Source organism: Pseudochrobactrum sp. B5 (assembly GCF_001939785.1).
In the GTDB taxonomy this organism is placed as follows: Bacteria; Pseudomonadota; Alphaproteobacteria; order Rhizobiales; family Rhizobiaceae; genus Pseudochrobactrum; species Pseudochrobactrum saccharolyticum.
Map to the genome: position 1 here is coordinate 21726 of NZ_MOYL01000003.1, position 24636 is coordinate 46361.

Here is a 24636-nt window from a genome sequence, read left to right on the forward strand (position 1 = left end):
TTTCCGTGAGTGCAAAATCACGGCTGATTTTGCAGGGAGTGCCTGGGTAAACCGCTGAATTGCCGTTTCAGTTCCCGTTTTTCTTGGTTTCTCCTGAAAGTCAGCACTTCTATGCGGCGGATAAACTATGTTAGAGGGAGGCATGAGCACATACTCTTCCGCTTCCCCTGTTTATAATCCGCCTATGGATCCGATATCGGTGATCTATCAGGATGCGGATATTCTGGTGCTGGATAAGCCGAGCGGGCTGTTATCTGTGCCGGGGCGCGATCCGGCTTTGTCTGATAGTCTGGCAACACGGGTGCAGAAACAGTTTCCCAAAGCTTTGATGATCCACCGGTTGGATAAAGACACGTCCGGTGTGGTGCTGATGTCGCTGAACCGTAAAGCCCATGCACAGATTGCCAGACAGTTTGAAGAACGCAGCACGGAGAAATCCTATGTCGCAGTTGTTTGGGGCAATGTGGTCGCGGATGAAGGTCTGATTGATCTGCCGCTGGCGATTGATCCGGACAATAAACCGCGTCACCGTGTGGATTACGAACATGGCAAACCGGCGCAAAGCCGCTGGCAGGTGCTGGAACGCGGAGAGCAGACAACTCGTGTGCGTCTGTTCCCGCTGACTGGCCGGACGCATCAGCTGCGAGTGCATATGAAAGCCATCGGTCATGTGATGCTGGGTGATGAATTCTATGCAGAGGGCGCTGCTTTGCAGGCGGCAGATCGTTTGCTGCTGCATGCGGAAAGTCTGAGCTTTCGCCATCCTGATGGCCGTGCTGTTACTTTTACCATACCTTGCCCGTTTTGAGAGAACCTATGCAGCAAGCAGATGATAATGACCTGATTGTTGATTTTGTCGGCGGGGCTGTCGGTCATCGTTTCCGCTCCGGTGAGGGGCGCGGGCAGGCGCTTGCCAAAGCGGCTGGACTGGTGCGCGGTGCAACACCGGATATTGTGGACGCTACCGCAGGGCTTGGCCGTGATGCTTTTTTGCTGGCGTCGCTTGGCGCAAAAGTGACCTTGATTGAGCGGTCAGAAAAAATGCACGCTTTGCTGGCCGCAGGGCTGGAGCGTGCTGCGACAGAAGGCGGGCGCTTGGCGGAGACCGTGGCGCGGATGACACTGCTCTTTGGTGACTCTTGTGCCCTGTTGCCGGAACTGAAGCCGCAGGTAGTTCTGGTTGATCCGATGCATCCGCCACGCGGAAATACGGCACTGGTCAAAAAAGAAATGCGCCAGATCCGCGAGATTGTCGGTACCGATCCTGATGCGGAAAGGCTGATGCAGGTGGCGCTGGAAGCTGCGCAAAACCGTGTTGTACTGAAATGGCCGCTGCGTGCGGAAGCAATGGCAGGTATCCGCAAACCTTCGCACCAGATATTAGGTAAGAGCACCCGCTATGATGTGTTTGTGAAGGCGAAGATCGTTTAAGCCTGCAACCATTTAAGCATGCCGCGGGCAGCGGCACGGCCTGTTGCAAAGCAGGCGGTGAGCAGATAGCCGCCGGTCGGCGCTTCCCAATCCAGCATTTCACCGGCAACAAAAACACCCGGTAATTTGTGCAGCATATAATTGTCGCTGACCTCATCCCAGACAATGCCGCCGGCAGAGGAAATCGCCTCTGCAATCGGGCGCGGACGCAGCAATGGCACTGCGAGGTTTTTAATTTGCTGCGCAAGACCTTCTGCGGAGAGCATATGAGCATCCGGTACCAGTTCGCGCAATAATGCTGCTTTCACACCTTCAAGGTCGGTGGCTTTGCGCAGGCGGTTGGAGAAGCTGCTTTTGCTGCCTTGCTTGGTGAAATCGCGTATCAGCCGTTCAATTGACCGTGCCGGTGTCAGATCAAGATAGAGACTGGCGGTGGCGGTATTATTCAACTGATCGCGCAATGCAGCGGTGTGGGCATAGATCAGACTGCCTTCAATGCCGTGCTGCGAGATAACAAATTCGCCCTCAATCCGGCCTGCCGGAGATGTAGCCGCGACCGATTTGATCGGCGCGCCTGCAAAGCGCTCACGAAAGACTGTGCTCCAGTCAACATCAAATCCGCAATTGGCTGATTGGAGAGGTGCAATACTGATATTCTTTTCCTTAAGCCACGGCACCCATGTGGCATCAGAGCCAAGACGCGGATAGCTGGCACCGCCCAGAGCCAGTAATGTGGCATCAGGGCTGATCTGCTTTTCACCTTCCGGTGTGTCAAATAAAAGAGTGTCTCCGCTGAAGCCTTTCCAGCGATGACGTTTCAGGATTTTGATGCCTTGCGCTTCCAGCCGTGCGACCCAGTTGCGCAATAGTGGCGAGGCTTTCATCCGTTTCGGAAAGACGCGGCCGGAACTGCCGGTGAAGACCTCAATATCCAATGCTTCTGTCCATTGGCAGATATCAGCAGGCGTAAAAGCATCGAGTGCCGGAATAAGGCGCGAGCCGTTGGAACCATAGCGGGTACGAAAGCGTCCATAGGGTTCTGAATGGGTGATATTCAAACCGGACTTGCCTGCCAGCAGAAATTTGCGTGCAACAGTCGGCATGGCTTCATAAACAGTGACGTCATGCCCGTGCGCGGACAGAATTTCTGCCGCAGCAAGGCCTGAAGGGCCGCCGCCAATAATGGCAATGGTCTTGCCGTTGATATGTGTGTTTTGAGATGTCATCCGGTTCACCTGCTGTTCAGGTTGTTTTAGCTAAGTTCAGTGCTGACGCAAGTAAGAAGCGAAGACGGAGAAGCCTGTGAAAAAGACCTTTATTATACCTGTTGTAACTGCGGCCATTGTTGGTGCCGGTCTGTTGTCGATACAGCAGGCGAGTGCAGCCGGTAAGAATGAGGTGCTTTATATCAATAACAAGCTGGTTGATTGTGTTGGTGTAGGGCCGCAAAAATGCATGCAGGTACGCAAAAGCCCGAAAAGCGAATGGACATTATTCTATGGCGGTATTGACGGTTTTCGCTATGAGCCGGGTTATCGCTACAAGCTGAAAGTGAATGTGAGCAAAATCAAAAATCCGCCTATGGACAGTTCCAGCCTGAAATATAGTCTGGTGAAGGTGCTGAGCAAGAAAAAGTAATCAGCAACACGATTGCTCCATCAAATGAGCCCGCCTTTGGCGGGCTTTTTTATTGGCTCGCAATAAGAATCATTAGCGGGAATAGCGGCGTTAAAGGTCGCATTCGCCTTGTCAAAGCTCATGGCAAAAATGTCACGTCTTGTAAAAAGCGTTTCATGCAGCTTTTCATCTTTTAGAAAATTAGATTTATCAATCTATGTTATTCAATAAATTTTCATGGTTATTCTTAAATATTTGTATCTTTCTTAAGATGTGAACATATTTTGTGAAATTTATTCTAATTGATTGTCATTTTTTATTTGAATTGTTATTCTTTGGTTGTCCTGATTTTTTATACTGTTTTATTTTTATTGATATTTTAAAATAAGATAAGGTTTTTCCGATGAATATATCGCGGCCAATACTTTATGGTGTCAATTTAACAGATGTACAGGAAATTGAACTTGTCGATATTATCAGTAGTCATGCGGTGCGGCTTGGCTATGACTATTACAGTTTTGTTCTTCGTATCCCGCAGTCACTGACGCGCCCGAAAATTCAGGGTTTCGACAATTATTCTGAAGGCTGGCGCAGTTATTATGTGCGCAATGAATGTATTCTGACCGATCCCGCAATTCAGCAGGCGATGCGATCTTCCAAGCCGGTCGTCTGGACTGAGAAACTCTATCAGCAGAATAAAATTCTGTGGCAGGAAATGAGACGTGACGGCCATTCTGTGGGGATTACGCAGTCCTGCTGGGGGCCGCAATCGGTTGCCGGCTTTCTGTCTTTCAGCCGAACCAGCGATGCAATCAGCAAAGCCGAGTTGAAAGAGCTGGAGCCGGAATTGCGTGAGTTGAGCCTGTCTCTGTTCACAAGGTTTTATGATCTTTATCGGCTGGATGAGACCTATAATACTGAGGATCAGATTATTACACTGCGGGAGCGGGAAATATTGCGCTGGACCGGTGACGGTAAAACCGCTGAGGATATTTCAATCATACTCAATATCACGCCGCGCACGGTGCATTTTCACATGAACAATGTTCTGAATAAGCTGATTGTTTCCAACAAGGTTCATGCGGTGATGAAGGCGCATCTGATTGGTCTGCTCTGAAATGCAAAACGCCGCCGCAAAATTTGCGGCGGCGTTTAAGCGGAGGATGTAATTTTACTTGTAGCGTGACAGGCCGAGATCCGAAGTATCAATATCCGGTTTTTTGCCGGAGATCAGGTCGGCCATAACGCGGGCAGAACCGGCAGACATTGTCCAGCCGAGTGTGCCGTGTCCGGCATTGATATAAAGATTGTCGTATTTTGTGCCGCCGATAATCGGTGTTGAATCCGGTGTCATCGGACGCAGACCCGACCAGAAAGTTGCCTTGGACAGGTCACCCGCGCCGCCGAACAGGCCGCTGACGGAGAGTTCCAGCGTTTCGCGGCGTTCAGGCAGCAGACGTGTCACATAATCGGTGACTTCAGCCATACCGCCGACGCGGATACGGTCGCCGAGACGGGTAATCGCGATCTTATAGGTTTCATCCAGAATGGTGGAAACCGGTGCGCGGGATTCATCGACAATCGGAATGGTGATCGAATAGCCTTTAACCGGATAGATCGGCACATTGAGGCCGAGGCCTTTGACCAGCTGCGGCGTGAAGCTGCCGAGTGCGGCTACATAACGATCAGCAGTGAAGATACCTTTATTGGTTTCAACCGCAACAATCTTACCGCTGTTAAGCTGGAAGCCTTTAATATCCACATTATAGTGGAATTTTACGCCCAGTTCTTCAGCCATTTTAGCCAGTTTATTGGTGAATGTGAAGCAATCGCCGGTGCCGTCATCCGGCATGCGCAGGCCGCCGGTGATCATGTGCTTTACATTGGCAAGGGCTGGTTCTGCCTTGGTGCAGCCTTCGGCATCCAGCACTTCAAATTTGATGCCGTCCTGACGCAGGCTTTCAATATCCTTGGTCATTACCGCATCAAAATCTTTCTGACTGCGGAACAGCTGCAAAGTACCTTTTGAACCTTCATCATAGGTGATGCCGGTATCATTGCGCAGTTCGGTCAGGCATTCGCGGCTGTAATTGGAAATGCGCAGCATGCGGGCTTTGTTGGTTGCATAGGCCGATGCGGTGCAATTGGCCAGCATGGACATCAGCCAGCTATACATTGCCGGATTACAGGTCGGACGGAAAATCAACGGTGAGTGTTTTTTAAACAGCCACATTGCTGCTTTCTGCGGAATACCCGGAGCAGCCCATGGGGTCGAGTAACCATAGGAAAGCTGACCGGCATTGGCGAAACTGGTTTCGAGCGCCGGTCCTTCCTGACGGTCGAGCACAGTCACTTCATGGCCGGCTTTTGCCAGATAATAGGCGGTCGTTACGCCGATCACACCGCTGCCGAGTATTGTAACTTTCATGGTCTGCCTCTGTCATATCCTGTCTGATGCCGCATGTGCAGGCTTGTTTGTTCTTCAGGCAAGAATGTCGTTAATGTAATTGCGATGATATCTGTTCCCCAGAGATGTCAGAATCTCATAGGAAATTGTTCCGGCATCCTGTGCCACTTGTTCAAGGCTCTGATGTGCGCCGATCAGCTCTACAAGGCTGCCGAGCTTTAATGTGCCTTCCGGCAGGGCGCTGACATCCAGTGTAATGGAATCCATGGAAACACGGCCGATAATAGGCAGGCGCACAGCACCATAATATGCTGCGCCTTTATTGCTTAAATGCCGTGGCCAGCCATCTGCATAACCGACGGCAATCGTGGCAATCCGTGTCTCGCCCTGTGTTTCATAGCTGCCGCCATAGCCGACCAGAGTATGTGCCGGAACGGTGCGGCATTGAATGACGCGCGCCTGCAGTGACACAACCGGCTGCATCGGGTTCGGTGCATTTTCCTGTGGTGCGCCGCCGTAAAGTGCGATGCCCGGACGTGCCAGATCAAAATGATAGCCGCGCTCCATGAAGCTGCCACCGGAATTGGAAAAAGCAACGGCATAATGCGGCAGAAGTTTAAGAGCTGCCTGCATGCGCTCCAGCTGGGCGTGGTTCTGCGGGCTCTGCACATTATCAGCAGAAGCCAGATGGCTGATAATGAATTTTACATCAATGCCGTCCAGCAGGGAAATATCTGCCAGCAGTTCTTTCAGTTCCTGTTCGGAAAGACCGAGACGCGACATGCCTGTATCAAGCTGCAGCAGTGCCGGAAGCTTCCGGTTGCCGGCTTTGCCCAGAGCTGCCCAGTTGCGCAGCTGTTCCAGCGAATTCAGTACAGGGATAATATTATTATCCGCGCAGAGTTTTTCTGTCTGCGGCTGCAGGCCGTTGAGAACATAAATAACAGCATCTTTGCCGATATGCGGTTGCAGCTTCAGGGCTTCTCCCAGATGTGCAACGAAAAAATCGCGGCAACCGGCGGCATAAAATTGCGGGGCGACTTTATCCGCACCCAGACCATAGGCATCGGCTTTCACAACGGCTGCGGCTCTGGTCGGACTGAGTGCATCGGCGATCAGCTTATAGTTCGCGCGCAAAGCGGCCAAATCAACGGTAAGAATACCGCCGGCCGCGAGGATTTCCGGATTTTCACCGGCAGTTGTATCAACAGGCGCTGCCGCACGGGTTTCAGAAAAGAGTACAGACATAAGCAATTCCGCATTGTCATGTTCAACACGTTGGTTGGCTGCCAGTATGCATATCCGGAAAACTATAACACAGTTTCAGGTTATGCTCTGCATGCAGACCATGCCAGAGATGCCAAACAAATTTTATAAGAGGCAGCATCGTTCAGCGTCGTAACTTTACGAGCGGTATCACGTGCCGGAACTCTCTCCCTATTTCTCAGTGTAGTCGAATAGTCTTCGAATGTTTTTGCTATTTTTCGCAATTTATGCGAATTGTAGCTAAATCAGCACGATAAAATACTATGAATTGGAAGATTCTGCGTGTCGACCTTAGATGCTATTGATCGCAATATTATCCGCTGTCTGCGCCGGGACGGGCGTATGACCAATAGTCAGCTGGCCACAGAGGTCGGTTTATCGCAATCGGCGTGCCTGCGGCGTGTGCAATTGCTGGAGGCAAGCGGGGTTATTCGCGGCTATACGGCGATTGTTGCGGCACCTGATGCTGATGACCGGCTGGTGGCGCTGGTGCGCATTACGCTGGAGCGGCAGACAGAGGAATATCTTAACCGTTTTGAAGAAGCGGTGCGCCGCCATCCGGAAATTCAGGAATGTTATCTGATGACGGGGGATGCCGATTATATCTTGCGTGCCGAGGCAGAAAACACGGCAGCCTATGAGGTCATTCATAAAGAAATTCTCTCACGCCTGCCAGGCGTGGTGCGTATTCACTCCAGCTTCTCGATCCGTAGTGTACTGCTGAGCAGAGCGCCGGTACAAGCATTTCGCCATCAAGTTGAAACAACTTGATGGATACGATAATGCGTCAGCTAAAAATTAGAGCGGTTTTGCAACGAAGTTGCGTAACCGCTCTAAGAACGGCGCTCTGGAATTGTTAGTCTTTATGCAGGATTGAGGTATCCACATCCGTGATACGGCGTTTGCCACACAGAGCCATAGTCACATCTGCCTCACGGGCGATGATTTCCAGCGCCTTGGTCACACCGGCTTTGCCCATGGCACCCAGACCATAAAGAAACGGTCTGCCGATATAGGTGCCTTTCGCGCCGAGTGCCACGGCTTTGAGCACATCCTGACCGGAGCGGATACCGCCGTCGAGATGGATTTCCACCTTGTCACCGACCGTATCAACAATGCGCGGCAACATCGAAATGGATGATGGTGCGCCGTCGAGCTGACGGCCGCCATGATTAGAGACGATAATCGCATCGGCACCGGTTTTGGCTGCCATCAGTGCATCTTCTTCATCGAGAATGCCCTTGAGGATCAGCGGGCCGCCCCAGAGTTTTTTGATCCATTCCACATCATCCCAGTTCAGTTTCGGATCAAACTGCTCGGCCGTCCATGAGGACAGGGATGAGAGATCGCTGACACCTTTGGCATGACCGGCAATATTGCGGAAGGTGCGACGCTGGGTTGCCAGCATACCGAGGCACCATTGCGGGCGGGTCATCATCTGCCAGATGTGTTTCGGCGTGAATTTCGGCGGAGCCGACAGACCGTTGCGCAAATCTTTGTGACGTTGGCCGAGAATTTGCAGGTCGAGCGTCAAGACCAGAGCTGAGCAACCGGCGGCTTTGGCACGTTCAATCAGATTGCGGACGAAATCACGGTCTTTCATTACATAAAGCTGGAACCAGAAAGGCTTTTTCGTTGCTGCGGCGACATCTTCAATCGAGCAGATGCTCATGGTGGAAAGAGTGAAAGGCACGCCGAATTCCTGTGCGGCCTGTGCTGCCAGAATTTCCCCGTCCGCGTGCTGCATCCCTGCCAGACCTGTCGGAGACAGGGCTACCGGCATAGTCACATTCTGGCCGATCATGGTTGTTGCCAGAGAGCGATCGGTCATATCTACCAGTACACGCTGACGCAGTTTGATTTTGGCAAAATCGCTTTCATTGGCTCGATAGGTCGATTCTGTCCATGCGCCGGAATCTGCGTAATCGAAAAACATCTTTGGCACGCGGCGGCGCGCCAGTTTTTTCAGATCGGCGATTTCCAGAACAGTACTCATGTCAGTTGCTTTCTAAATTCAGTTTTAAAGAGTTATTATCATCCCGATTTTATAAAGTCAGGCTCAGAAAGACTATTAATACCGGAATGATCCGCTATGTTTGCTGTAATGCAATAGGTATTTTAAAGGTTGTGAATTTGATGGTCAGACGGCGCAGACACATTCTTCTTCCTGTTCCCCTCGCTTCCTTTATGTTTGCATCTGTTTGCAGTGTTTTTGCTCAGGCCAATCCTGCTTCGCAACAGCCTGTCACGAATGCCCATAGTGTTGCAGTCAGCGCGCAGACCGTTCGTGTCAGCGATTATCGCCCGAAACTGGTGCAGACTGGCACGATCGCAGCCCGCAATCTTATCAATCTTGCTTTTCGCGCTTCCGGTCAGGTGACAGAACGCAGCGCTGATGTGGGACAAAAAGTTGAAGCCGGTGAATTGCTGGCGCGTATTGATGCTGTGGAGCAGCAGGCTGGATTACGCTCGGCTCTGGCCTCTCTCAATGCGGCGCAGGCGCAATTAATACAGGCAACCGCCAATTATACACGCCAACAGGCATTGCTGGATCAGGGGTTCACCACACGCAGTCAGTTTGGCACTGCGGAGGAAACCAAACAGCGTGCCGAGGCGGCTCTTATCAGTGCGCAAAGTCAGATGAAAAATGCGCAGGATATGATGAGCTATACGGAATTGCGCGCGCCGCGCGCCGGTGTGGTGACTGCCCGTAATATTGAAACGGGACAACTGGTGCAGGCGGCACAAACCGCCTTTGTGATTGCTGCCGATGGTGAGCGGGATGCTGTTTTTGATGTGCAGGAAGCGCTGGCTGCCCATGCGGAATCCATGGAGCAACAAGGCGGGAAACAGGCGCTGCCTCAGGTGAGTCTGACACTGGTTTCCGATCCGTCTGTCACGGCAACCGGCCATGTGCGTGAGGTTGCGCCGGTGGTGAATGCCACAACCGGCACTGTGCGGATTAAGGTTGAACTGGATACGCCGCCACCTGCTATGACACTCGCGGCTCCGGTAACCGGCAGTCTGCAATTGCCGGTGGTGCGTGCTGTGATCTTGCCATGGAGCGCGATGACATCACAGGGCGGAAAACCGGCTGTATGGGTACTTGATCCGCAGACGAAAACGGTCTCTTCCGCTTTGGTGCGGATTATGGACTATGAGCGGGAAAAAATCATTATTTCTGAAGGTTTGCAGGACGGGCAAATGGTCATAACCCGCGGCGGGCAGTTGCTGAGTGAAGGCGCTGTTGTGGAGCTTCTGGTGGCTGATGAGCAGAAAGTAACACAGTGATGCGGGCGACGGGTTGGACGATGAGGCGCAGAATTTTCAGGTTTGCTGCGGCAGGATCAGTTTTGTTGATGCTGGCAGCCTGTGGTGAACAGGCTGATGAAGCGAAGGAGCCGGTTGTCCGGCCGGTATTGTTTGTTGTTGCAAAAGCGGAGGCCTCACAGCAAAGCGGTTTTGCCGGATCTGTGGAGCCGCAATTCAGCACGGATCTTGCCTTCCGCGTTTTGGGGCGCTTGATCCAGCGTGATGTGGATATCGGTGATTTTGTCAAAAAAGATCAGGTTGTGGCGATGATTGATCCCGCGCAGCTTGATCTGAATTTACAGGCAGCCAAGGCCGACATGGCCAGTGCCGAGGCACAATATGTGAATGCGCAGGCCACAGAAGACAGGCAGGCACGTTTGCTGGCGATGCGCAGTATTCCGCAGGCGGTTTATGACAGTGCCAAACAGGGGCGTGATACTGCGGCTGCCGGTCTGGAAAAAGCCCGTGCCGCCTTGCGAAAAGCTGAAGACGAGCGTGGTTTTGCACAGCTGGATCCGGATTTTGACGGTGTTGTTTCTGCGGTAAATGCCGAAGTCGGGCAGGTTGTGGCTGCCGGACAGAGTGTTTTGACCGTGGCGCGGCCGGATGTGCGTGAAGCTGTTGTCGATGTGCCGGACCACATTGCGGAGACGGTCAAAGACGGCGATAGATTTATGATTTTCCTGCAAGCTGATCCGACTGTGCAGGCAGAAGGTCATGTGCGGGAAATTGCACCGCAGGCGGATAATGCCACGCGTTTGCGCCGTGTAAAAATCACGCTTGATGATGCACCGGAAGCTTTCCGTTTAGGCACAACAATCACAGCGCTGCGCAGTAATGGCGACCATCAGGAACAGATTGCTCTGCCGCTATCCGCTTTGCTGGAACAGGAGGGCAAAACCTATGTCTGGATCGCTGATCCGCAGAGCCAGACTGTGCGCCGTCAGGCCGTCGAAGTTGTCAGCCGCAGGGACGGGCAATTCATTGCCAAAGGCGTGGAGGCCGGTCAGCGCATTGTCAGTGCAGGCGTGAACAGTTTGCAGGACGGCCAGAAGGTTAAGCTGCCGCAGGGAGAGCAATAATGAAGAAATTTAATCTCTCTGACTGGGCGCTTAATCACCGCTCGCTGGTCTGGTATTTCATGCTGGTGTTTCTGATTGCCGGTATTGCCGCCTATATCAATCTCGGGCGCGAGGAAGACCCGCAATTCACCATTAAAACCATGCTGATACAGGCCAACTGGCCCGGTGCATCGGTGGACGAGACGATCAATCAGGTGACTGACCGGATTGAGAAAAAACTGCAGGAACTCGACAGTCTCGATTTTACCAAATCGGTGACAACACCGGGTAAAGCGGTGATTTTTGTCAATTTGAAAGCGACGACCAAAGCGCGGGATGTGGAGAAAATCTGGCTCCAGACCCGCAATATGATTAATGATATCAAGGGGAATTTCCCTGAAGGCGTCTACGGGCCTTTTTATAATGACCGCTTCGGCGATGTGTTCGGTAATATTTACGCCTTCACGGCTGATGGTCTGAGCCACCGGCAGTTGCGTGATTACGTAGAGACTGTGCGCACACAGGTTCTGCAATTGCCAAGTGCCGGTAAAGTTGATCTGATCGGCGCGCAGGATGAGGTGATTTATCTCGAATTTTCATCCCGTCAGATTGCGGCGCTGGGGCTGGATCAGCAAGCGATTTTAAAAAGCCTTCAGGATCAGAATGCGATTACCCCGTCCGGTGTGATTAATGCAGGCCCGGAGCGGGTTTCTGTGCGGGTGAGCGGGCAATTTACCTCAGAAGAAAGTCTGAAAGCCGTCAATCTGCGGGTCAATAACCGCTTCTTCCGCCTCAGCGATGTGGCGGAAATCAAGCGCGGCTATACCAATCCGCCGGAAAGTCTGTTTCGCGTGAATGGTGAACCGGCAATCGGGCTGGCCATCGGTATGAAGCCGAATGAGAACCTGCTGGATTTCGGCAAGGCGCTCAATGATTTGATGGCGCGTGTTGAAGGGGAGCTGCCGGTTGGTATCAGTGTGCATCAGGTGGCCGATCAGCCGGATGTGGTGGATGAGGCTGTGTCCGGTTTCACCAAAGCCCTGTTCGAGGCGGTAATCATTGTTCTGGCTGTGAGCTTTATCAGCCTTGGCGCGCGAGCCGGTTTTGTGGTGTCGCTGTCCATTCCGCTGGTTTTGGCGATCACCTTCCTCACCATGCAATATATGGATATTTCGCTGCAGCGCGTGTCATTGGGCGCGCTGATTATTGCTCTCGGCCTGCTGGTGGATGATGCGATGATTGCCGTGGAGATGATGGTTGCACGGCTTGAGGCGGGTGATCCGATCAATAAAGCGGCGACCTATGTCTATTCTCACACCGCCTTTCCGATGCTGACCGGTACGCTGGTAACGATTGCCGGATTTATCCCGATCGGTCTCAACACCAGTCAAGCGGGTGAATATACTTATACTTTGTTCGTGGTGATTGCGGTTTCGCTGGTCGTGTCATGGGTGGTGGCTGTATTGTTTGCGCCGCTGCTTGGCGTGACGCTGCTGCCAAAAACGATGAAAAAACATGAGGAAAAGCCGCGCCGTGTCGGCAAGGCTTTTGCCGCGGCCTTGCTGTGGTGCATGCGTCATCGCTGGACAACAATCTTTGCCACAGTCGTGCTGTTTTTGATTTCTCTCGGTGGTATGACGCTGATTGAGCGCCAGTTCTTCCCGTCTTCTGATCGGCCGGAACTGGTGATTGACTGGAAATTGCCGGAGAACAGTTCAATTGCCGAAACGCAGGCGCAGATGCTGCGTTTTGAAGAGACGATGCTCAAAGGCAATGAGGATATAAACCACTGGAGCAGCTATATCGGGCAGGGCGCAGTGCGTTTCGTACTGACTTTCGATGTGCAGCCGGTCAATCCGTATTTCGGTCAGATGATTATTGTCGCCAAGGATGTGGAGGCGCGCGACCGGCTGAAGCAGAAATTCGATGCGGTGCTGCGCAAGGATTATATCGGCACCGATGCTTATGTGAAATTCCTTGAATTGGGACCTCCGGTTGGCCGTCCGGTGCAGTATCGCGTCAGCGGGCCGGATATTCAGGCTGTTCGCGGCTATGCGCATCAGGTTTCCACTATCATGGCGCAGGATCAGCGTCTGGGTGTTGTGGCCTATGACTGGAACGAACCGGCACGTGTGGTGCGGGTTGATGTATTGCAGGATAAGGCGCGTAAACTCGGTGTTTCTTCCAAAGACATCTCGATGACGCTCAACAGCGTGGTCGGTGGTCTGGCGATTACACAGGTGCGCGATGCTACCTATCTGATTAATGTGGTGGTGCGGGCACAGGCGCAGGAGCGTGATCGGATTGAAACTCTGCGTAATCTGCAGATTGGTACCGGCAACGGGGATTCCATCCCGCTCGCCTCGATTGCCAATTTCCGTTACGAGATTGAGCAGCCGGTTGTCTGGCGCCGGGACCGCCTGCCGACGATCACTGTCTCTGCCGGTATTCTCGACAAGACCATGCCGGATACGGTGGTGGAACAGATGAAGGGGCAGGTTGATGCATTTGCGCAGAAACTGCCGCTTGGTTATTCCGTCCATATTGCCGGTACTGTAGAAGAAAGCGCCAAAAGTCAGGGGCCGATTGCTGCCGTTGTGCCGCTGATGCTGTTCGTTATGGCGACGATTTTGATGCTGCAATTGCAGAGTTTTCAGCGGCTGTTTCTGGTGGTGGCGGTTGCTCCGCTCGGTCTGATCGGTGTAGTGGCGGCCTTGCTGCCAAGCGGCAAACCTCTGGGCTTCGTCGCTATTCTCGGTGTGCTGGCGCTGATCGGTATCCTGATCCGCAATTCGGTGATCCTGATCGTGCAGGTGGAGGATCATATCAAAGAGGGGATGCATCCGTGGGATTCTGTTTATCAGGCTTCCCAGCATCGTATGCGTCCGATTGCGCTGACCGCAGCGGCGGCCAGTCTGGCGCTGATCCCGATTTCCCGCGAAGTGTTCTGGGGGCCGATGGCCTATGCCATGATGGGCGGGATTATTGCCGGAACGGTCATTACACTGCTGTTCCTGCCTGCGCTTTATGTGGCCTGGTTCCGTGTGAAAGAGCCTGAGCATCCGGAGCCGGAAGATAGCTCCGAGGTGCCGCCAGTTGAACCGGTGTTAGTACAATAGCTCAAATGCTAGAGCGGTTTACGTCCAGATTGGATCATAGCGCTCGCGTCTCAATTCTTTATTTGGTCGCATTATCACGGGCGTCAAGTTGATCCAACTTGACTGTGAAATGCTCTAAAGGGCAGCTTTCTCAACAGAAGCTGCCCTTTTTATTTTGAGCTGACAGATAATTCCATTTGTCATTGGTATTAAAAAGGTATTATAGTCCGGGTATGGATAATACCAGATTACTTCCTCTTCTTCAGCGCGGATTAGCGGCGCAAACGACCGGCGGGCCGCTCTATAAGCAGGTTTCCGTGGTGCTGACCAATTTGATTGAGGATGGCAGTCTCGCCGCTGGCAGTAGTTTGCCGCCCGAGCGTGAACTGGCGCAGGCGCTTGGTCTGGCGCGGGTCACTATCCGTTCGGCCTATCAGGCATTGCTTGAAAACCGGCTGGTGGAACGCCGTCATGGCAGCGGCACCTATATTTGCGAACGTCCGAAAAAGATCAGTCAGCCGCTCTGGCAACTTACCTCATTCTCGCAGGATATGATCGCCCGTGGTAAAGTACCAGGGGTACGTATTCTATCCGGCGGTATCGGGCAACCGTCACCGGAAGAGGCATTCCAGCTTGGCATTTCCATGCAGGATTTGGTGGTGCGGGTAGAGCGCCTGCGCCTTGCCGATGATATGCCGATGGCAATTGAACGTGCAGTGGTGCCGCAGCGTCTGCTGGGTACCGCTACACTATCTGCTGCCGGACAGGAAACGGAACTGGCACAGGCTGTGCTCAGCGGTGCGCTGTCGCTTTATACAGCACTGGAACAACATGGCTACAAACCGGTGCGCGCTTTGCAGCGTCTGACCGCTGTTGTGCTTGATCCGGTCAATGCGCGTTTGCTTGGTGTGGCTGACAAGGCTGCTGCCCTGCAAATGGAGCGCGTGTCGCGCACACAGACAGACCGGATTGTTGAATATACCCGCTCGCTTTATCGCGGCGATGCTTATGACTTTATTGCAGAATTGAAAACGGGAGAGGTCCGATGACCGTATCACCAACACTCATGCTTCAGGAAACCGAACAGGCTGCTTCAGTTGTTGCAGCCATGTTAAAAGACCAGAAGCCGGTTTTTGAAGAAATCGCGGCGGTCTTTGCCTCCCGTAAGCCCGCGCTGATTTCGACCTGTGCACGCGGTTCCTCTGACCATGCAGCAACATTTTTCAAATATCTGGCAGAAATCCGTTTAGGCTTACCTGTGGCAGCAATCGGCCCGTCGGTGGCATCAGTTTATGATGCGCCGTTGCAGCTTGGTTCTGCTGTGCATTTTACCGTTTCGCAGTCCGGAGCCAGCCCGGATATCGTTGCCATGCAGCGCGCGGCTAAAAAGGGCGGTGCGGTCACTGTCGCCGTGGTCAATGTGACCGACAGCCCGCTCGGCAATGAGGCCGATATCGTGCTGGGGATCGGTGCAGGCCCTGAGAAAAGTGTTGCTGCGACCAAATCTTTTATCGCTTCTGCTGCGGCTCTGGCCGGTGTGATTGCTGCAGTGAGCAAAGACAGCACAATGCAGCGCGGGCTTGACCAGCTGCCGGAAGCACTGGGCGCGGTTCAGGTTGATGCAGGCAATGCGCTTGAGAATATTCTGGCTGAAAAACAGTCGCTGTTTATCGGCGGTCGCGGGCCTTCAATGGCGATTGCGCTTGAAGCGGCGCTGAAAGCCAAGGAAACTTCGGCGATTCATGCGGAAGCCTTCTCGCTGGCCGAGCTGATGCATGGCCCGATGCGTTTGGTGGAAAAAGGCTTCCCGATTGTGGCCTTTGTCTCGCTGGATCAGGCCTATCAGCATAATCTGCAGGCGCTGAAACATCTGGAAAGCATTGGCGGCAATATTCTGGCCATTTCCCCGCTGGATCTGCCATGGAGCCAGATTAAAACACCGGCAACCGGTTCGGCTCTGCTTGATCCGCTGGTATCGCTCGGCGCCTATTATCGTGTGATCGAAGCGGTGACGCGCCGCCGTGGTTTTAATCCTGATAAGCCGCTTAATCTGAATAAGGTAACGGAGACTGTCTGATGGGTTTTCAGCTGCTGCGTGGTGCGCGTGTTTTTGACGGTCATCGTTTTCATGAGCGGACAGCCGTTCTGATCGAGAAGGGCAGGATTGTCCGTCTGGTGCAGGATGGTGACGCATTACCGGAAAATCTGCAGATCATTGAACTGGAGGGCGGCATTCTCAGCCCCGGTTTTATTGATGCACAGGTCAATGGCGGCGGCGGGGCAATGCTCAATGACGGGCCAACGCCGGAAATCATGTGCACCATCGCAGCAGGTCACCGCCCATATGGCACAACCAGCCTGTTGCCAACCCTGATTACCGATACCGGTGATGTGACGGCGCAGGCTATGACTGCCGCCGTGGCTGCGGTGCAGGCTGACAAGGGCGTTGCCGGTCTGCATCTTGAAGGCCCGCATCTGGCACCGGCGAAAAAAGGTGCGCATCTGGCGGAGCTGATGCGCCCTGTAGAGGCAGCTGACATTCAGGCGCTGACTGCAGCGGCGCAGAAAATCGGTTGTCTGCTGGTGACAATGGCTGCGGAACAGGTCACACCCGATCAGGTGCGTGAGCTGACCGAAGGCGGTGTTATTATCAGCATCGGCCATAGTGACAGCACTTATGAAATGGCTATGGCGCGGTTCGATGCGGGCGCGCAGGGCGTAACCCATCTGTTCAATGCAATGAGCCAGTTCGGCCATCGTACGCCTAATCTCGTTGGTGCGGCATTGGATCATCCGTCCGTGTGGAGTGGCATTATTGCCGATGGTCATCATGCCGAACCTGCGGCTTTGCGTGTGGCATTGCGGGCAAAACGCGGGCAGGGTCGCCTGTTCTTTGTTACCGATGCAATGTCGCTGGTCGGTTCCGGTCGCGATACATTCCAGCTCAACGGCCGCACAGTTTATCGTGTTGAGGGTGGTTATTGCCCGAAACTAGTGCTGGAAGATCGAACTACGCTGGCGGGCTCTGATCTCGATATGGCATCGGGTATCCGCTATGGTATGGCAATGTTGGATCTCTCTTCCGAAGAAGCTCTGCGCATGGCAACATCCTATCCGGCCGCGTTTTTGCAGCTGAAGGATCGTGGGGTTCTGGCACCGAAAAAGCGCGCTGATCTGGTCTGGCTGGACGACCAGTGCCATGTTCGTTCCACATGGATTTCCGGTGAGCGACAGGATCAGCAGGCATGAGCATTATCAATGACTATTTCGACAAGCTGACCGCGCATCTCACGCAATTGCGTGACAGTCAGGCTGAGGCGATGAAGCAGGCTGTTGCCATGATCGGCGAAGCTGCACGCAATGATAAGCGTGTCTTTGTGTTCGGTACCGGCCATTCGCATATGCTGGCGGAAGAGGTGCATTATCGTGCGGGTGGTCTGGCGATTACCGTACCTGTTCTCTCGGCTTTCACAATGCTGCATGAAGGCGCATCTTCCAGCACCAAATTCGAACGTATCAGCGGCATGGTTCAGCCTTTGCTGCAACGCTATGATATTGGAGCCGGTGATATTTTGCTGGTGGTTTCCAATTCCGGTGTTAATGCCGCGCCGGTTGAAGCAGCGCGCTTTGGCCGTGAGGCTGGTGCAAAAATCATCGCGCTGACATCTGTTTCCTATTCTGCCAGCGCGGCCAATGGCCGTGTACGTCTGTCTGAACTCGCTGATCTGGTGCTGGATAATGAAATTCCGGCCGGTGATGCGATGATGCAGCTGCCAAACAGCGGGATGAAAGCGGGCGCGGTTTCCACCGCGGTTGGTGCCACCATTCTCCATGCGATCTTTACCGCGGTTGCTGCGGAACTGGCTGCAGAGGGCGGAGAAGTTCCGGTCTATCGCAGTGCGAATATGCCGGGTGCCACGGAAATCAATGACCGGCTGATCGAAAAATATAAGACCCGCAATCCGCATTTGTGAGTTTTACATACCACCCATAAGTCAGGAAATCATCACCTGTAACCTGAGATTATGGGTCATGCAGATTTGTCTGCAAATGGCAGGAATCCGTCAAACAAAAGCGTAATCGGGACTGTTAAGCGCTGAAATTCTGTGTAAGAGCTTCATATGGAACCGGAATTTTCCGGTTCATTCTCATTTGAACTGTTGAAGCTTAAGGGACACTCCCATGCAGAATTATGTGTTGACCGTCAGTTGCCAGTCACGCCTCGGTATAGTTGCCGCTATTTCCGGATATCTCGCGGGTATGGGGTGTAACATCGTTGACAGCGCACAGTTCGATGATCTCGGTGCTGATAAATTCTTTATGCGCGTTAGCTTTATTACCGAGCAGGGCAAGAGTTTCGAAGAAATCGCCGGTGGTTTTCAGGACACTGCCGACAAATTCGGCATGGTCTATGATTTCCACGATACCCGCAAGCCGGTGAAAACATTGCTGATGGTTTCCCGTTTTGGTCATTGCCTCAACGATCTGCTCTATCGCTGGAAAATCGGCGGTCTGCCGATTGATATTGTGGGTGTGATCTCCAACCATTTTGACTATCAGAAGGTTGTTGTGAACCACGATATTCCTTTTCACCACATTGCGGTGACTAAGGAAAATAAGATCGAAGCTGAAGCCAAGATGATGGATATCGTCAACCAGACCGGCACGGAACTGGTGGTTCTGGCGCGCTATATGCAGGTTCTGTCTGATGAACTGAGCCAGAAAATGTCCGGCAAGATCATCAATATTCACCATTCCTTCCTGCCGTCTTTCAAAGGCGCCAATCCTTACAAGCAGGCCTATGAGCGTGGCGTGAAGCTGATCGGCGCCACCGCGCATTATGTCACCGCTGATCTGGATGAGGGGCCGATTATCGAGCAGGATGTTGCCCGTATTACCCATGCGCAGTCGGCTGCCGATTATGTTTCCATTGGTCGTGATGTGGAAGCGCAGGTTCTGGCACGTGCCATTCATGCGCATATCCATCACCGCGTGTTCCTCAATGGCAACCGGACAGTTGTATTTCCGGCATCGCCAGGGTCGTACGCCTCTGAACGCATGGGCTGATCAACCCACCGTTATTCACGCACTGACGGTCTGCAAACGGAGCATTCCTCCGCTTCCGGTGCTCATGTACCTCAAAGTACATTCCGCTCCGGTTCTCGGAATAACTCCGTTTTCGCCTCGTCATTGCAAAAATTCCGGCAGGTTGAGAACGTCGCGCTTTTATTTTTGCAGAGACGATTGGCATTTCTCTTCAACCGCATTTCTGAAGTCAGACATATTTCTCACCCACGCATTTTCTCCCTCAACCAGAGGTCTGGAATAGGCATCCAGAATGACTGTCTGAAAAATCTCATGCACCGCCGGATCAAATTTGACCTGCAAAAGATCAGCCAGCGGCTTTCCCTGTAAACGTGCCGCCATCGACCGTCCCGCAAGCTCTCCGAGCTTGGTGCAAAATACCGCATTATTCTCGCTCGCATGCGCTGCGGGCAGAGGAGCGGTATAAATAATAGTCGTCAGGGCTGCTAAAAATAAACGCATGTAGGCCTCCAAGGCGGAGAAGTCTGACAGGATATGCGTGATTGCTGCGTCTAATAGAGACCTGCGTGTGATTTTAGTCAATAAAAAAGCCCCTCGTGAGAGGGGCTTTTCTTTGTCATCAGTACTGATGATTAGTCGATGTCGAAGGATACGCCCTGTGCGAGCGGCAGTGCCTTCGAGTAGTTCACAGTGTTGGTTGCACGGCGCATGTAAGCTTTCCATGCATCCGAACCGGATTCACGACCGCCACCGGTTTCCTTTTCACCGCCGAATGCGCCGCCGATTTCAGCACCGGATGTACCGATATTGACGTTGGCGATACCGCAATCCGAGCCGGATGCAGAGAGGAAACGCTCAGCTTCCTGCAGATTCAGTGTGAAGATCGAAGACGACAGACCGGCACCAACTGCGTTGTGCAGTTCGAGTACGTTGTCGAAATCGCTGTATTTCATCACATAGAGGATCGGTGCGAAGGTTTCTTCGAGAACCGGACCTGTCTGTTCTGGCATTTCAACGATGGCTGGCTGTACGTAGTAACCTGTATCCGGACCTACGGAAACGCGTTCACCGCCGACAACTTTACCGCCGTGAGCTTTGGCTTCTGCCAGAGCTTTCTGCATACCGTCGAAAGAAGCTTTGTCGATCAGCGGGCCGATTAGTGCAGGGGTTTCCAGCGGGTTGCCGATGGATACGCTCTGATAGGCTTTGACCAGACGTGGTACCAGTGTGTCGTAAACGCTTTCGTGTACGAACAGGCGACGCATGGTGGTGCAACGCTGACCTGCAGTACCCATGGCACCGAAAGCAATCGCGCGCAGAGCCATGTCGAGATCGGCTGACGGGCAGACGATACCGGCATTGTTGCCGCCGAGTTCGAGGATAGCGCGTGCGAAACGCTTGGCCAGACGAGGGCCTACATCGCGACCCATGCGGGTTGAACCGGTTGCGGAAACCAGCGGAACCTTCGGATGGTCAACCAGAACTTCACCGATTGTGCGGTCACCGATGATAACAGCGGACAGACCCTTAGGAGCATCTGCGCCGAAACGGGCAGCTGCACGGTTGAAGATCGCTTCACAAGCAAGCGCTGTGAGAGGGGTCTTTTCGGAAGGTTTCCAGACAACAGAGTCACCGGCAACCAGTGCCAGAGCCGCGTTCCATGACCAGACAGCTACAGGGAAGTTGAAGGCGGAGATAACGCCGACAACACCAAGCGGATGCCATGTTTCCATCATGCGGTGACCGGCGCGTTCAGTCGCAATTGTCAAACCGTAAAGCTGACGGGACAGACCAACTGCGAAATCGCAGATGTCGATCATTTCCTGAACTTCGCCGAGACCTTCGGAGATGATCTTACCGGCTTCGATCGAAACGAGACGGCCGAGATCAGCTTTGGAAGCGCGCAGTTCTTCACCGAGCAGGCGGATCAGCTCACCGCGGCGAGGAGCCGGAACATCGCGCCATGTGCGGAATGCTGCATCAGCTTCTTCGATCATGCGGGCAGTGTCTGCAGCCGAATGAGTCTTGAGGGCGCCGATCTGTTCGCCGGTAACCGGGCTGAACGAGGCAAGATCACCGCCTGTATAGGCAGCGCTGTCAACGCCAAGCTTGGCGAGAATGTCAGCAGCTTCCTGCTTAACGTTCACTTTTTTATTTTCGGTGCTCATAAATCGCATTCCCTATTGTTTATCGTTCAGAATATCAGGCGCTACGCTCGGGTAAGTGAGCAGACCTGATATTCTATCTGGTACGGTGGAGCAGTAATCTGCTCCGGAGCATTTCGCAGTTAACTGGCTTCAGTTAACGACCGCGATAATGCGACAACTCAAGAATCTAGAGCGAGTGTTGTGGATCAAATGAAGCGCGACACGCTCTAGTATAAACAGCTGAACGGCAATCCGCTTTGAGGGCAGATTGCCGTTTTCATATGTTATCTAGTTATTCTGCTGCAGCTTTAAAGGCGAGAGCCTTCAATGCACCCTCAACAGATTCGCGCTCGATGCGGGCATAGTGTTCAAATTCATTGAGCACGGTTGCGCCGAGATCAGCTTCAAAACGCTTCTGGTTCGGGCTTTCAGTGAATTCCTGTGTATCATCGTCGCCGAGATTGGACTGGAAGATACCAGCGGCGCTGACCGGCAGGAAGTCTTCATAGACAATCGGGTCAAACTGGATTGCGCCTTCAGCAATCAGGCTGTCGAGATTGGCGGCGGTCAGTTCGCTCTTGGCTTTCGAGCGGTCTGCAACGCTGTAAGCGAAGTAGCCGAGACCCTGTTCACGGATTTCTGCCCATGTATCCGGGAATTCTTCGAAAACTTCACCGAGAATACGAACATATTCAGCAGCATTCGAACCATCCGGCGCAGGGCGGATACGTGCACGGGTCTTGTCGAGCAGCGCATCATAAAGGCCACGGCCCTTTGGTGTCAGAGCGATACCGCGCTGTTCAATTTCACCAAAACGGGCAGTGTGTGTACCGGCTTTCCATTCGCCTGCAGCATCGGTGAAAGAAACGGATTCTTCGAGCGCTTTAAACGAGGTCTGACGCAGCAGAACCGCACATTTACGGGTTGGCGGGCCTTCAACAACAGCTTTAGGCGAAATATTGCGCGCCGGCATCTGAGCCTGCACGGCATCGATGTCGAGTGTGCGTGGTGTCAGGTGGTTGATGTGCGGGCCTTTGAAAGACACAACGTCAGCAATCAGACGGTGGGCATCATGCAGACGATGATAGAGTTCTGCACTCACATTGGCTTTATCGTGCCAGCGGAATGTTTCCAGAACTTCAGCAACAAACTTGTCAGCCTGTTCCTGTGTAAGACCGCCCTGTTTTTCAGCAATCTCGATCAGCTCAATCGCACCGGCAGTGAAGATGTTGCGCTTTGCGAGTGTTTCTTCCGCTTCCTTGCGCAGTTTTTCGTCAGCGATCAGGTCGAGACGCAGCAGCGAAGTGAAAACGCGAAACGGATTGATCTTCAGCGATGCATCATCAACCGGACGGAAAGCTGTGGAATGCACAGGCACACCGGCAGCGGACAGGTCGTAGTAACCAACCGGGAACATGCCCATAACGGCATAAGCACGGCGCATCATGGAAAGTTCAGCGGCGGTGCCGAGGCGGATCGCGCCGTGACGCTCTTCGGAAATACGATCCAGAGAATCGGTATCCTCGAGACGGGCGAGCAGTTCAGGCTGGGCTTTCAGGGTCGCAGCATTAACATCTGCAACCAGTTCCATCAGCGTGCCGTAAGCAGGCACTTCTGTACGGTACATTGCGGACATTGCGGCTGAGAATGCAGCGCGGATGCTGTCGGCTGATACGAAATTCATGGTTTGCCTCCTTGAGGGCTTTCCGTATGCGAGCTGTTATCTGTCTTGGGAGAAGATAAAGCCCTGTCTGTTTTGCTCTTGGTGCAGTTCCATAAAGAAAAGCGGATGACGTTTTTCCTGAAACTGCCCTAAAACTGCTTCGTGTGGTTGATTTGTGCTCTTTGGGAGTCGCACAAAACCATCCTGATGTTGTTATAAAGGCCTATCTGATCCGAAAAATGTCAGCCAGTTTTCGGGATATGCTTTAAATTTGATGCGTAATTTCTTTTTAAATCGATTTTCGACTATCAGAAACACGTATCAGATGTTGATATCATGACTAAAATTGATCATATCAGCTGTAGTGGCCGCATGATTGCGACGAAACCGACTATGTTTATGCGAGGCAGGAATGAAGCTCAGCCGACGACTGATACCGGATATCGCCATTTTGCAGGCTTTTGAATGCGCTGCACGTCACGGAAGTTTCACGCAGGCAGCCCACGAGCTGAACCTGACGCAAAGCGCGGTGAGTCGTCAGATCAAGGATCTGGAAGGCCAGCTCGGCGTTTTGCTGTTTGAGCGAATCCGTCAGCGCATCCTGCTTTCCGATGCAGGACGCAAGTTTTTGCCGGAAGTGCGCCGTCTGCTGAACCAGACCGAAGACACGATGCTGCGGGCGATGGCTTCAGCACAGTCGTCTTCAGCTTTCAGCGTGGCGACATTGCCGACATTCGGCGCGCGCTGGCTGATGCCGCGTATTCCGAATTTCATCGAAGAAAATCCGGGTGTGGCTTTTAATGTCGGCTCACGCACCGGCGTGTTCGATTTTGAAGAATATCCGTTTGATATGGCTATTCACTATGGTCAGCCGGTTTGGGCACATGCCACCTGCAATTATCTGTGCAGTGAGATGGTGGTGCCTGTTGCCAGCAATGCTTTGATCGAAAGCCACCGCATTGTTGAGCCGGAAGACCTGCAAAAAGAGCCTCTGCTGCATCTGACAACGCGTCCGAAAATGTGGACGCAATGGTTTGAACTTTGCGAAGTGGATGCGCGCAGCACTTATAGCGGCCATCGTTTCGATCAGTTCTCTATGGTGATCGAGGCCGCTGCCGCAGGGCTTGGGATTGGTTTGTTGCCGGTTTATCTGATTGAGCAGGAATTGCAGGAAGGTCGCCTGCGGATTCTGTTTGATAAGCCTATGCGTACCGAGAATGATTATTATCTGGTGGTGCCGGAAGGCAAACATGAAAATCCGCTGATACAGACATTTTCCAGCTGGATTCGCGGGCAGGTCGGCCAGCATGACTATATGGCGCTGGTGCATCTGAACGCAGAATAAGATATGTAATGCAATTTAAGTGGAACAGGTCATTCCGCAAATGAATGATCTGTTGCGCAAAAATTGCTACTTTTGCCAAAACCGAAAGGTGTATGGCTACTCAGGCGCCAGAAGAAAAAGACGATAATAACACTGGTAAATAACAAGCCGGATGATTTTCCGTGTTGTGCTTCAAATTTCAAACACTCAGAGTGTTGTGTGTGTATCCGCATTATATATACGGCGCTCTTTATCCATTTTGAT

General features: G+C 52.8%; 21 protein-coding genes. 14 read left to right on the forward strand and 7 right to left on the reverse strand.

All coding sequences use genetic code 11. The features are described from left to right. The first annotated feature begins 142 nt into the window (after positions 1–142). Positions 143–808: a pseudouridine synthase gene (locus tag BKD14_RS10505; RefSeq protein ID WP_075655897.1), complete on the forward strand. Its 666-nt coding sequence runs from the start codon at positions 143–145 to the stop codon at positions 806–808. An 8-nt stretch (positions 809–816) separates the two neighbouring features. Further along, positions 817–1431 carry a class I SAM-dependent methyltransferase gene (locus BKD14_RS10510; RefSeq protein WP_075655899.1) on the forward strand — a complete coding sequence of 205 codons (615 nt, stop codon included), beginning with the start codon at positions 817–819 and terminating at the stop codon, positions 1429–1431. On the opposite strand, the gene BKD14_RS10515 is transcribed toward BKD14_RS10510, so the two are convergent. Then, a complete protein-coding gene (locus BKD14_RS10515) occupies positions 1428–2636 on the reverse strand; it encodes a TIGR03862 family flavoprotein (RefSeq protein WP_139316411.1) in 1209 nt (402 codons plus the stop codon). The two genes, BKD14_RS10510 and BKD14_RS10515, sit on opposite strands and share 4 nt — an antisense overlap. Before the next feature lie 97 nt (positions 2637–2733). On the opposite strand from BKD14_RS10515, the gene BKD14_RS10520 reads away from it, so the two are divergent. Both BKD14_RS10520 and BKD14_RS10525 read left to right on the forward strand, forming a co-directional pair. Further along, a complete protein-coding gene (locus BKD14_RS10520; RefSeq protein WP_075655903.1) occupies positions 2734–3069 on the forward strand; it encodes a DUF4377 domain-containing protein in 336 nt (111 codons plus the stop codon). Positions 3070–3451: 382 nt separating this feature from the next. Then, positions 3452–4165 (forward strand): autoinducer binding domain-containing protein, encoded by a 714-nt coding sequence (locus BKD14_RS10525; protein WP_075655905.1) that lies wholly within the window; start codon positions 3452–3454, stop codon positions 4163–4165. A 54-nt stretch (positions 4166–4219) separates the two neighbouring features. Here BKD14_RS10525 and BKD14_RS10530 read toward each other — a convergent pair whose 3' ends face one another. After that, positions 4220–5476, reverse strand: a complete 1257-nt coding sequence (locus BKD14_RS10530; RefSeq protein WP_022712270.1) for a D-amino acid dehydrogenase — start codon at positions 5474–5476, stop codon at positions 4220–4222. A 54-nt stretch (positions 5477–5530) separates the two neighbouring features. Next, positions 5531–6703: an alanine racemase gene (gene alr, locus BKD14_RS10535; protein WP_075655907.1), complete on the reverse strand. Its 1173-nt coding sequence runs from the start codon at positions 6701–6703 to the stop codon at positions 5531–5533. Positions 6704–7003: 300 nt separating this feature from the next. Between alr and BKD14_RS10540 the strand changes: the two genes are divergently transcribed. Beyond that, entirely contained in the window at positions 7004–7492 is a 489-nt protein-coding gene (locus tag BKD14_RS10540; RefSeq protein ID WP_075655909.1) for an Lrp/AsnC family transcriptional regulator, read from the forward strand. A gap of 85 nt (positions 7493–7577) precedes the next feature. On the opposite strand, the gene BKD14_RS10545 is transcribed toward BKD14_RS10540, so the two are convergent. Continuing rightward, the gene (locus tag BKD14_RS10545; RefSeq protein ID WP_022712267.1) at positions 7578–8717 is read right to left on the reverse strand and encodes an alpha-hydroxy acid oxidase; all 1140 of its coding nucleotides are present in this window, start codon (positions 8715–8717) and stop codon (positions 7578–7580) included. Between the two features lie 191 nt (positions 8718–8908). On the opposite strand from BKD14_RS10545, the gene BKD14_RS10550 reads away from it, so the two are divergent. From BKD14_RS10550 to purU, 8 genes are all read left to right on the forward strand, one after another. Continuing rightward, complete coding sequence (locus BKD14_RS10550) at positions 8909–10012, forward strand: efflux RND transporter periplasmic adaptor subunit (protein WP_175576090.1); 1104 nt, start codon at positions 8909–8911, stop codon at positions 10010–10012. A gap of 68 nt (positions 10013–10080) precedes the next feature. Beyond that, positions 10081–11115, forward strand: coding sequence for an efflux RND transporter periplasmic adaptor subunit (locus tag BKD14_RS10555; protein WP_245293623.1), 1035 nt, complete (start codon positions 10081–10083; stop codon positions 11113–11115). Beyond that, on the forward strand, positions 11115–14213 hold the full coding sequence (locus tag BKD14_RS10560; protein WP_075655915.1) for an efflux RND transporter permease subunit: 3099 nt from the start codon (positions 11115–11117) through the stop codon (positions 14211–14213). The genes BKD14_RS10555 and BKD14_RS10560 overlap by 1 nt, the downstream gene beginning before the upstream one ends. A 212-nt stretch (positions 14214–14425) precedes the next feature. Further along, positions 14426–15241: a GntR family transcriptional regulator gene (locus BKD14_RS10565; RefSeq protein WP_022709351.1), complete on the forward strand. Its 816-nt coding sequence runs from the start codon at positions 14426–14428 to the stop codon at positions 15239–15241. Next, on the forward strand, positions 15238–16269 hold the full coding sequence (locus BKD14_RS10570) for an SIS domain-containing protein (RefSeq protein WP_075655917.1): 1032 nt from the start codon (positions 15238–15240) through the stop codon (positions 16267–16269). Before BKD14_RS10565 ends, BKD14_RS10570 begins: the two co-directional genes overlap by 4 nt. Continuing rightward, a complete protein-coding gene (gene nagA, locus BKD14_RS10575; RefSeq protein WP_075655919.1) occupies positions 16269–17441 on the forward strand; it encodes an N-acetylglucosamine-6-phosphate deacetylase in 1173 nt (390 codons plus the stop codon). The genes BKD14_RS10570 and nagA overlap by 1 nt, the downstream gene beginning before the upstream one ends. Continuing rightward, positions 17438–18166 carry an SIS domain-containing protein gene (locus BKD14_RS10580; RefSeq protein WP_075655921.1) on the forward strand — a complete coding sequence of 243 codons (729 nt, stop codon included), beginning with the start codon at positions 17438–17440 and terminating at the stop codon, positions 18164–18166. The genes nagA and BKD14_RS10580 overlap by 4 nt, the downstream gene beginning before the upstream one ends. A 208-nt stretch (positions 18167–18374) precedes the next feature. Further along, positions 18375–19259, forward strand: coding sequence for a formyltetrahydrofolate deformylase (gene purU / locus BKD14_RS10585; protein WP_075655923.1), 885 nt, complete (start codon positions 18375–18377; stop codon positions 19257–19259). Between the two features lie 159 nt (positions 19260–19418). Here the strand turns inward: purU and BKD14_RS10590 are convergent, their stop codons facing one another. From BKD14_RS10590 to BKD14_RS10600, 3 genes are all read right to left on the reverse strand, one after another. After that, positions 19419–19820, reverse strand: a complete 402-nt coding sequence (locus BKD14_RS10590) for a hypothetical protein (protein WP_139316398.1) — start codon at positions 19818–19820, stop codon at positions 19419–19421. Positions 19821–19870: 50 nt separating this feature from the next. Beyond that, positions 19871–21406 carry an aldehyde dehydrogenase family protein gene (locus tag BKD14_RS10595; RefSeq protein WP_075655927.1) on the reverse strand — a complete coding sequence of 512 codons (1536 nt, stop codon included), beginning with the start codon at positions 21404–21406 and terminating at the stop codon, positions 19871–19873. Between the two features lie 271 nt (positions 21407–21677). After that, a complete protein-coding gene (locus BKD14_RS10600) occupies positions 21678–23069 on the reverse strand; it encodes a VOC family protein (RefSeq protein WP_075655929.1) in 1392 nt (463 codons plus the stop codon). Positions 23070–23460: 391 nt separating this feature from the next. Here BKD14_RS10600 and BKD14_RS10605 point away from each other — a divergent pair, with 391 nt between their 5' ends. Next, entirely contained in the window at positions 23461–24393 is a 933-nt protein-coding gene (locus BKD14_RS10605) for a LysR family transcriptional regulator (RefSeq protein ID WP_022709344.1), read from the forward strand. Positions 24394–24636: the final 243 nt, after the last annotated feature.

Coding starts and splice junctions, on each gene's coding strand:
- BKD14_RS10505 (WP_075655897.1), top strand. CDS start 143: ATGAGCACATACTCTTCCGCTTCCCCTGTTTATAATCCGCCTATGGAT.
- BKD14_RS10510 (WP_075655899.1), top strand. CDS start 817: ATGCAGCAAGCAGATGATAATGACCTGATTGTTGATTTTGTCGGCGGG.
- BKD14_RS10525 (WP_075655905.1), top strand. CDS start 3,452: ATGAATATATCGCGGCCAATACTTTATGGTGTCAATTTAACAGATGTA.
- BKD14_RS10530 (WP_022712270.1), bottom strand. CDS start 5,476: ATGAAAGTTACAATACTCGGCAGCGGTGTGATCGGCGTAACGACCGCC.
- alr (WP_075655907.1), bottom strand. CDS start 6,703: ATGTCTGTACTCTTTTCTGAAACCCGTGCGGCAGCGCCTGTTGATACA.
- BKD14_RS10545 (WP_022712267.1), bottom strand. CDS start 8,717: ATGAGTACTGTTCTGGAAATCGCCGATCTGAAAAAACTGGCGCGCCGC.
- BKD14_RS10550 (WP_175576090.1), top strand. CDS start 8,909: ATGTTTGCATCTGTTTGCAGTGTTTTTGCTCAGGCCAATCCTGCTTCG.
- BKD14_RS10555 (WP_245293623.1), top strand. CDS start 10,081: ATGCTGGCAGCCTGTGGTGAACAGGCTGATGAAGCGAAGGAGCCGGTT.
- BKD14_RS10560 (WP_075655915.1), top strand. CDS start 11,115: ATGAAGAAATTTAATCTCTCTGACTGGGCGCTTAATCACCGCTCGCTG.
- BKD14_RS10565 (WP_022709351.1), top strand. CDS start 14,426: ATGGATAATACCAGATTACTTCCTCTTCTTCAGCGCGGATTAGCGGCG.
- BKD14_RS10570 (WP_075655917.1), top strand. CDS start 15,238: ATGACCGTATCACCAACACTCATGCTTCAGGAAACCGAACAGGCTGCT.
- nagA (WP_075655919.1), top strand. CDS start 16,269: ATGGGTTTTCAGCTGCTGCGTGGTGCGCGTGTTTTTGACGGTCATCGT.
- BKD14_RS10580 (WP_075655921.1), top strand. CDS start 17,438: ATGAGCATTATCAATGACTATTTCGACAAGCTGACCGCGCATCTCACG.
- purU (WP_075655923.1), top strand. CDS start 18,375: ATGCAGAATTATGTGTTGACCGTCAGTTGCCAGTCACGCCTCGGTATA.
- BKD14_RS10595 (WP_075655927.1), bottom strand. CDS start 21,406: ATGAGCACCGAAAATAAAAAAGTGAACGTTAAGCAGGAAGCTGCTGAC.
- BKD14_RS10600 (WP_075655929.1), bottom strand. CDS start 23,069: ATGAATTTCGTATCAGCCGACAGCATCCGCGCTGCATTCTCAGCCGCA.
- BKD14_RS10605 (WP_022709344.1), top strand. CDS start 23,461: ATGAAGCTCAGCCGACGACTGATACCGGATATCGCCATTTTGCAGGCT.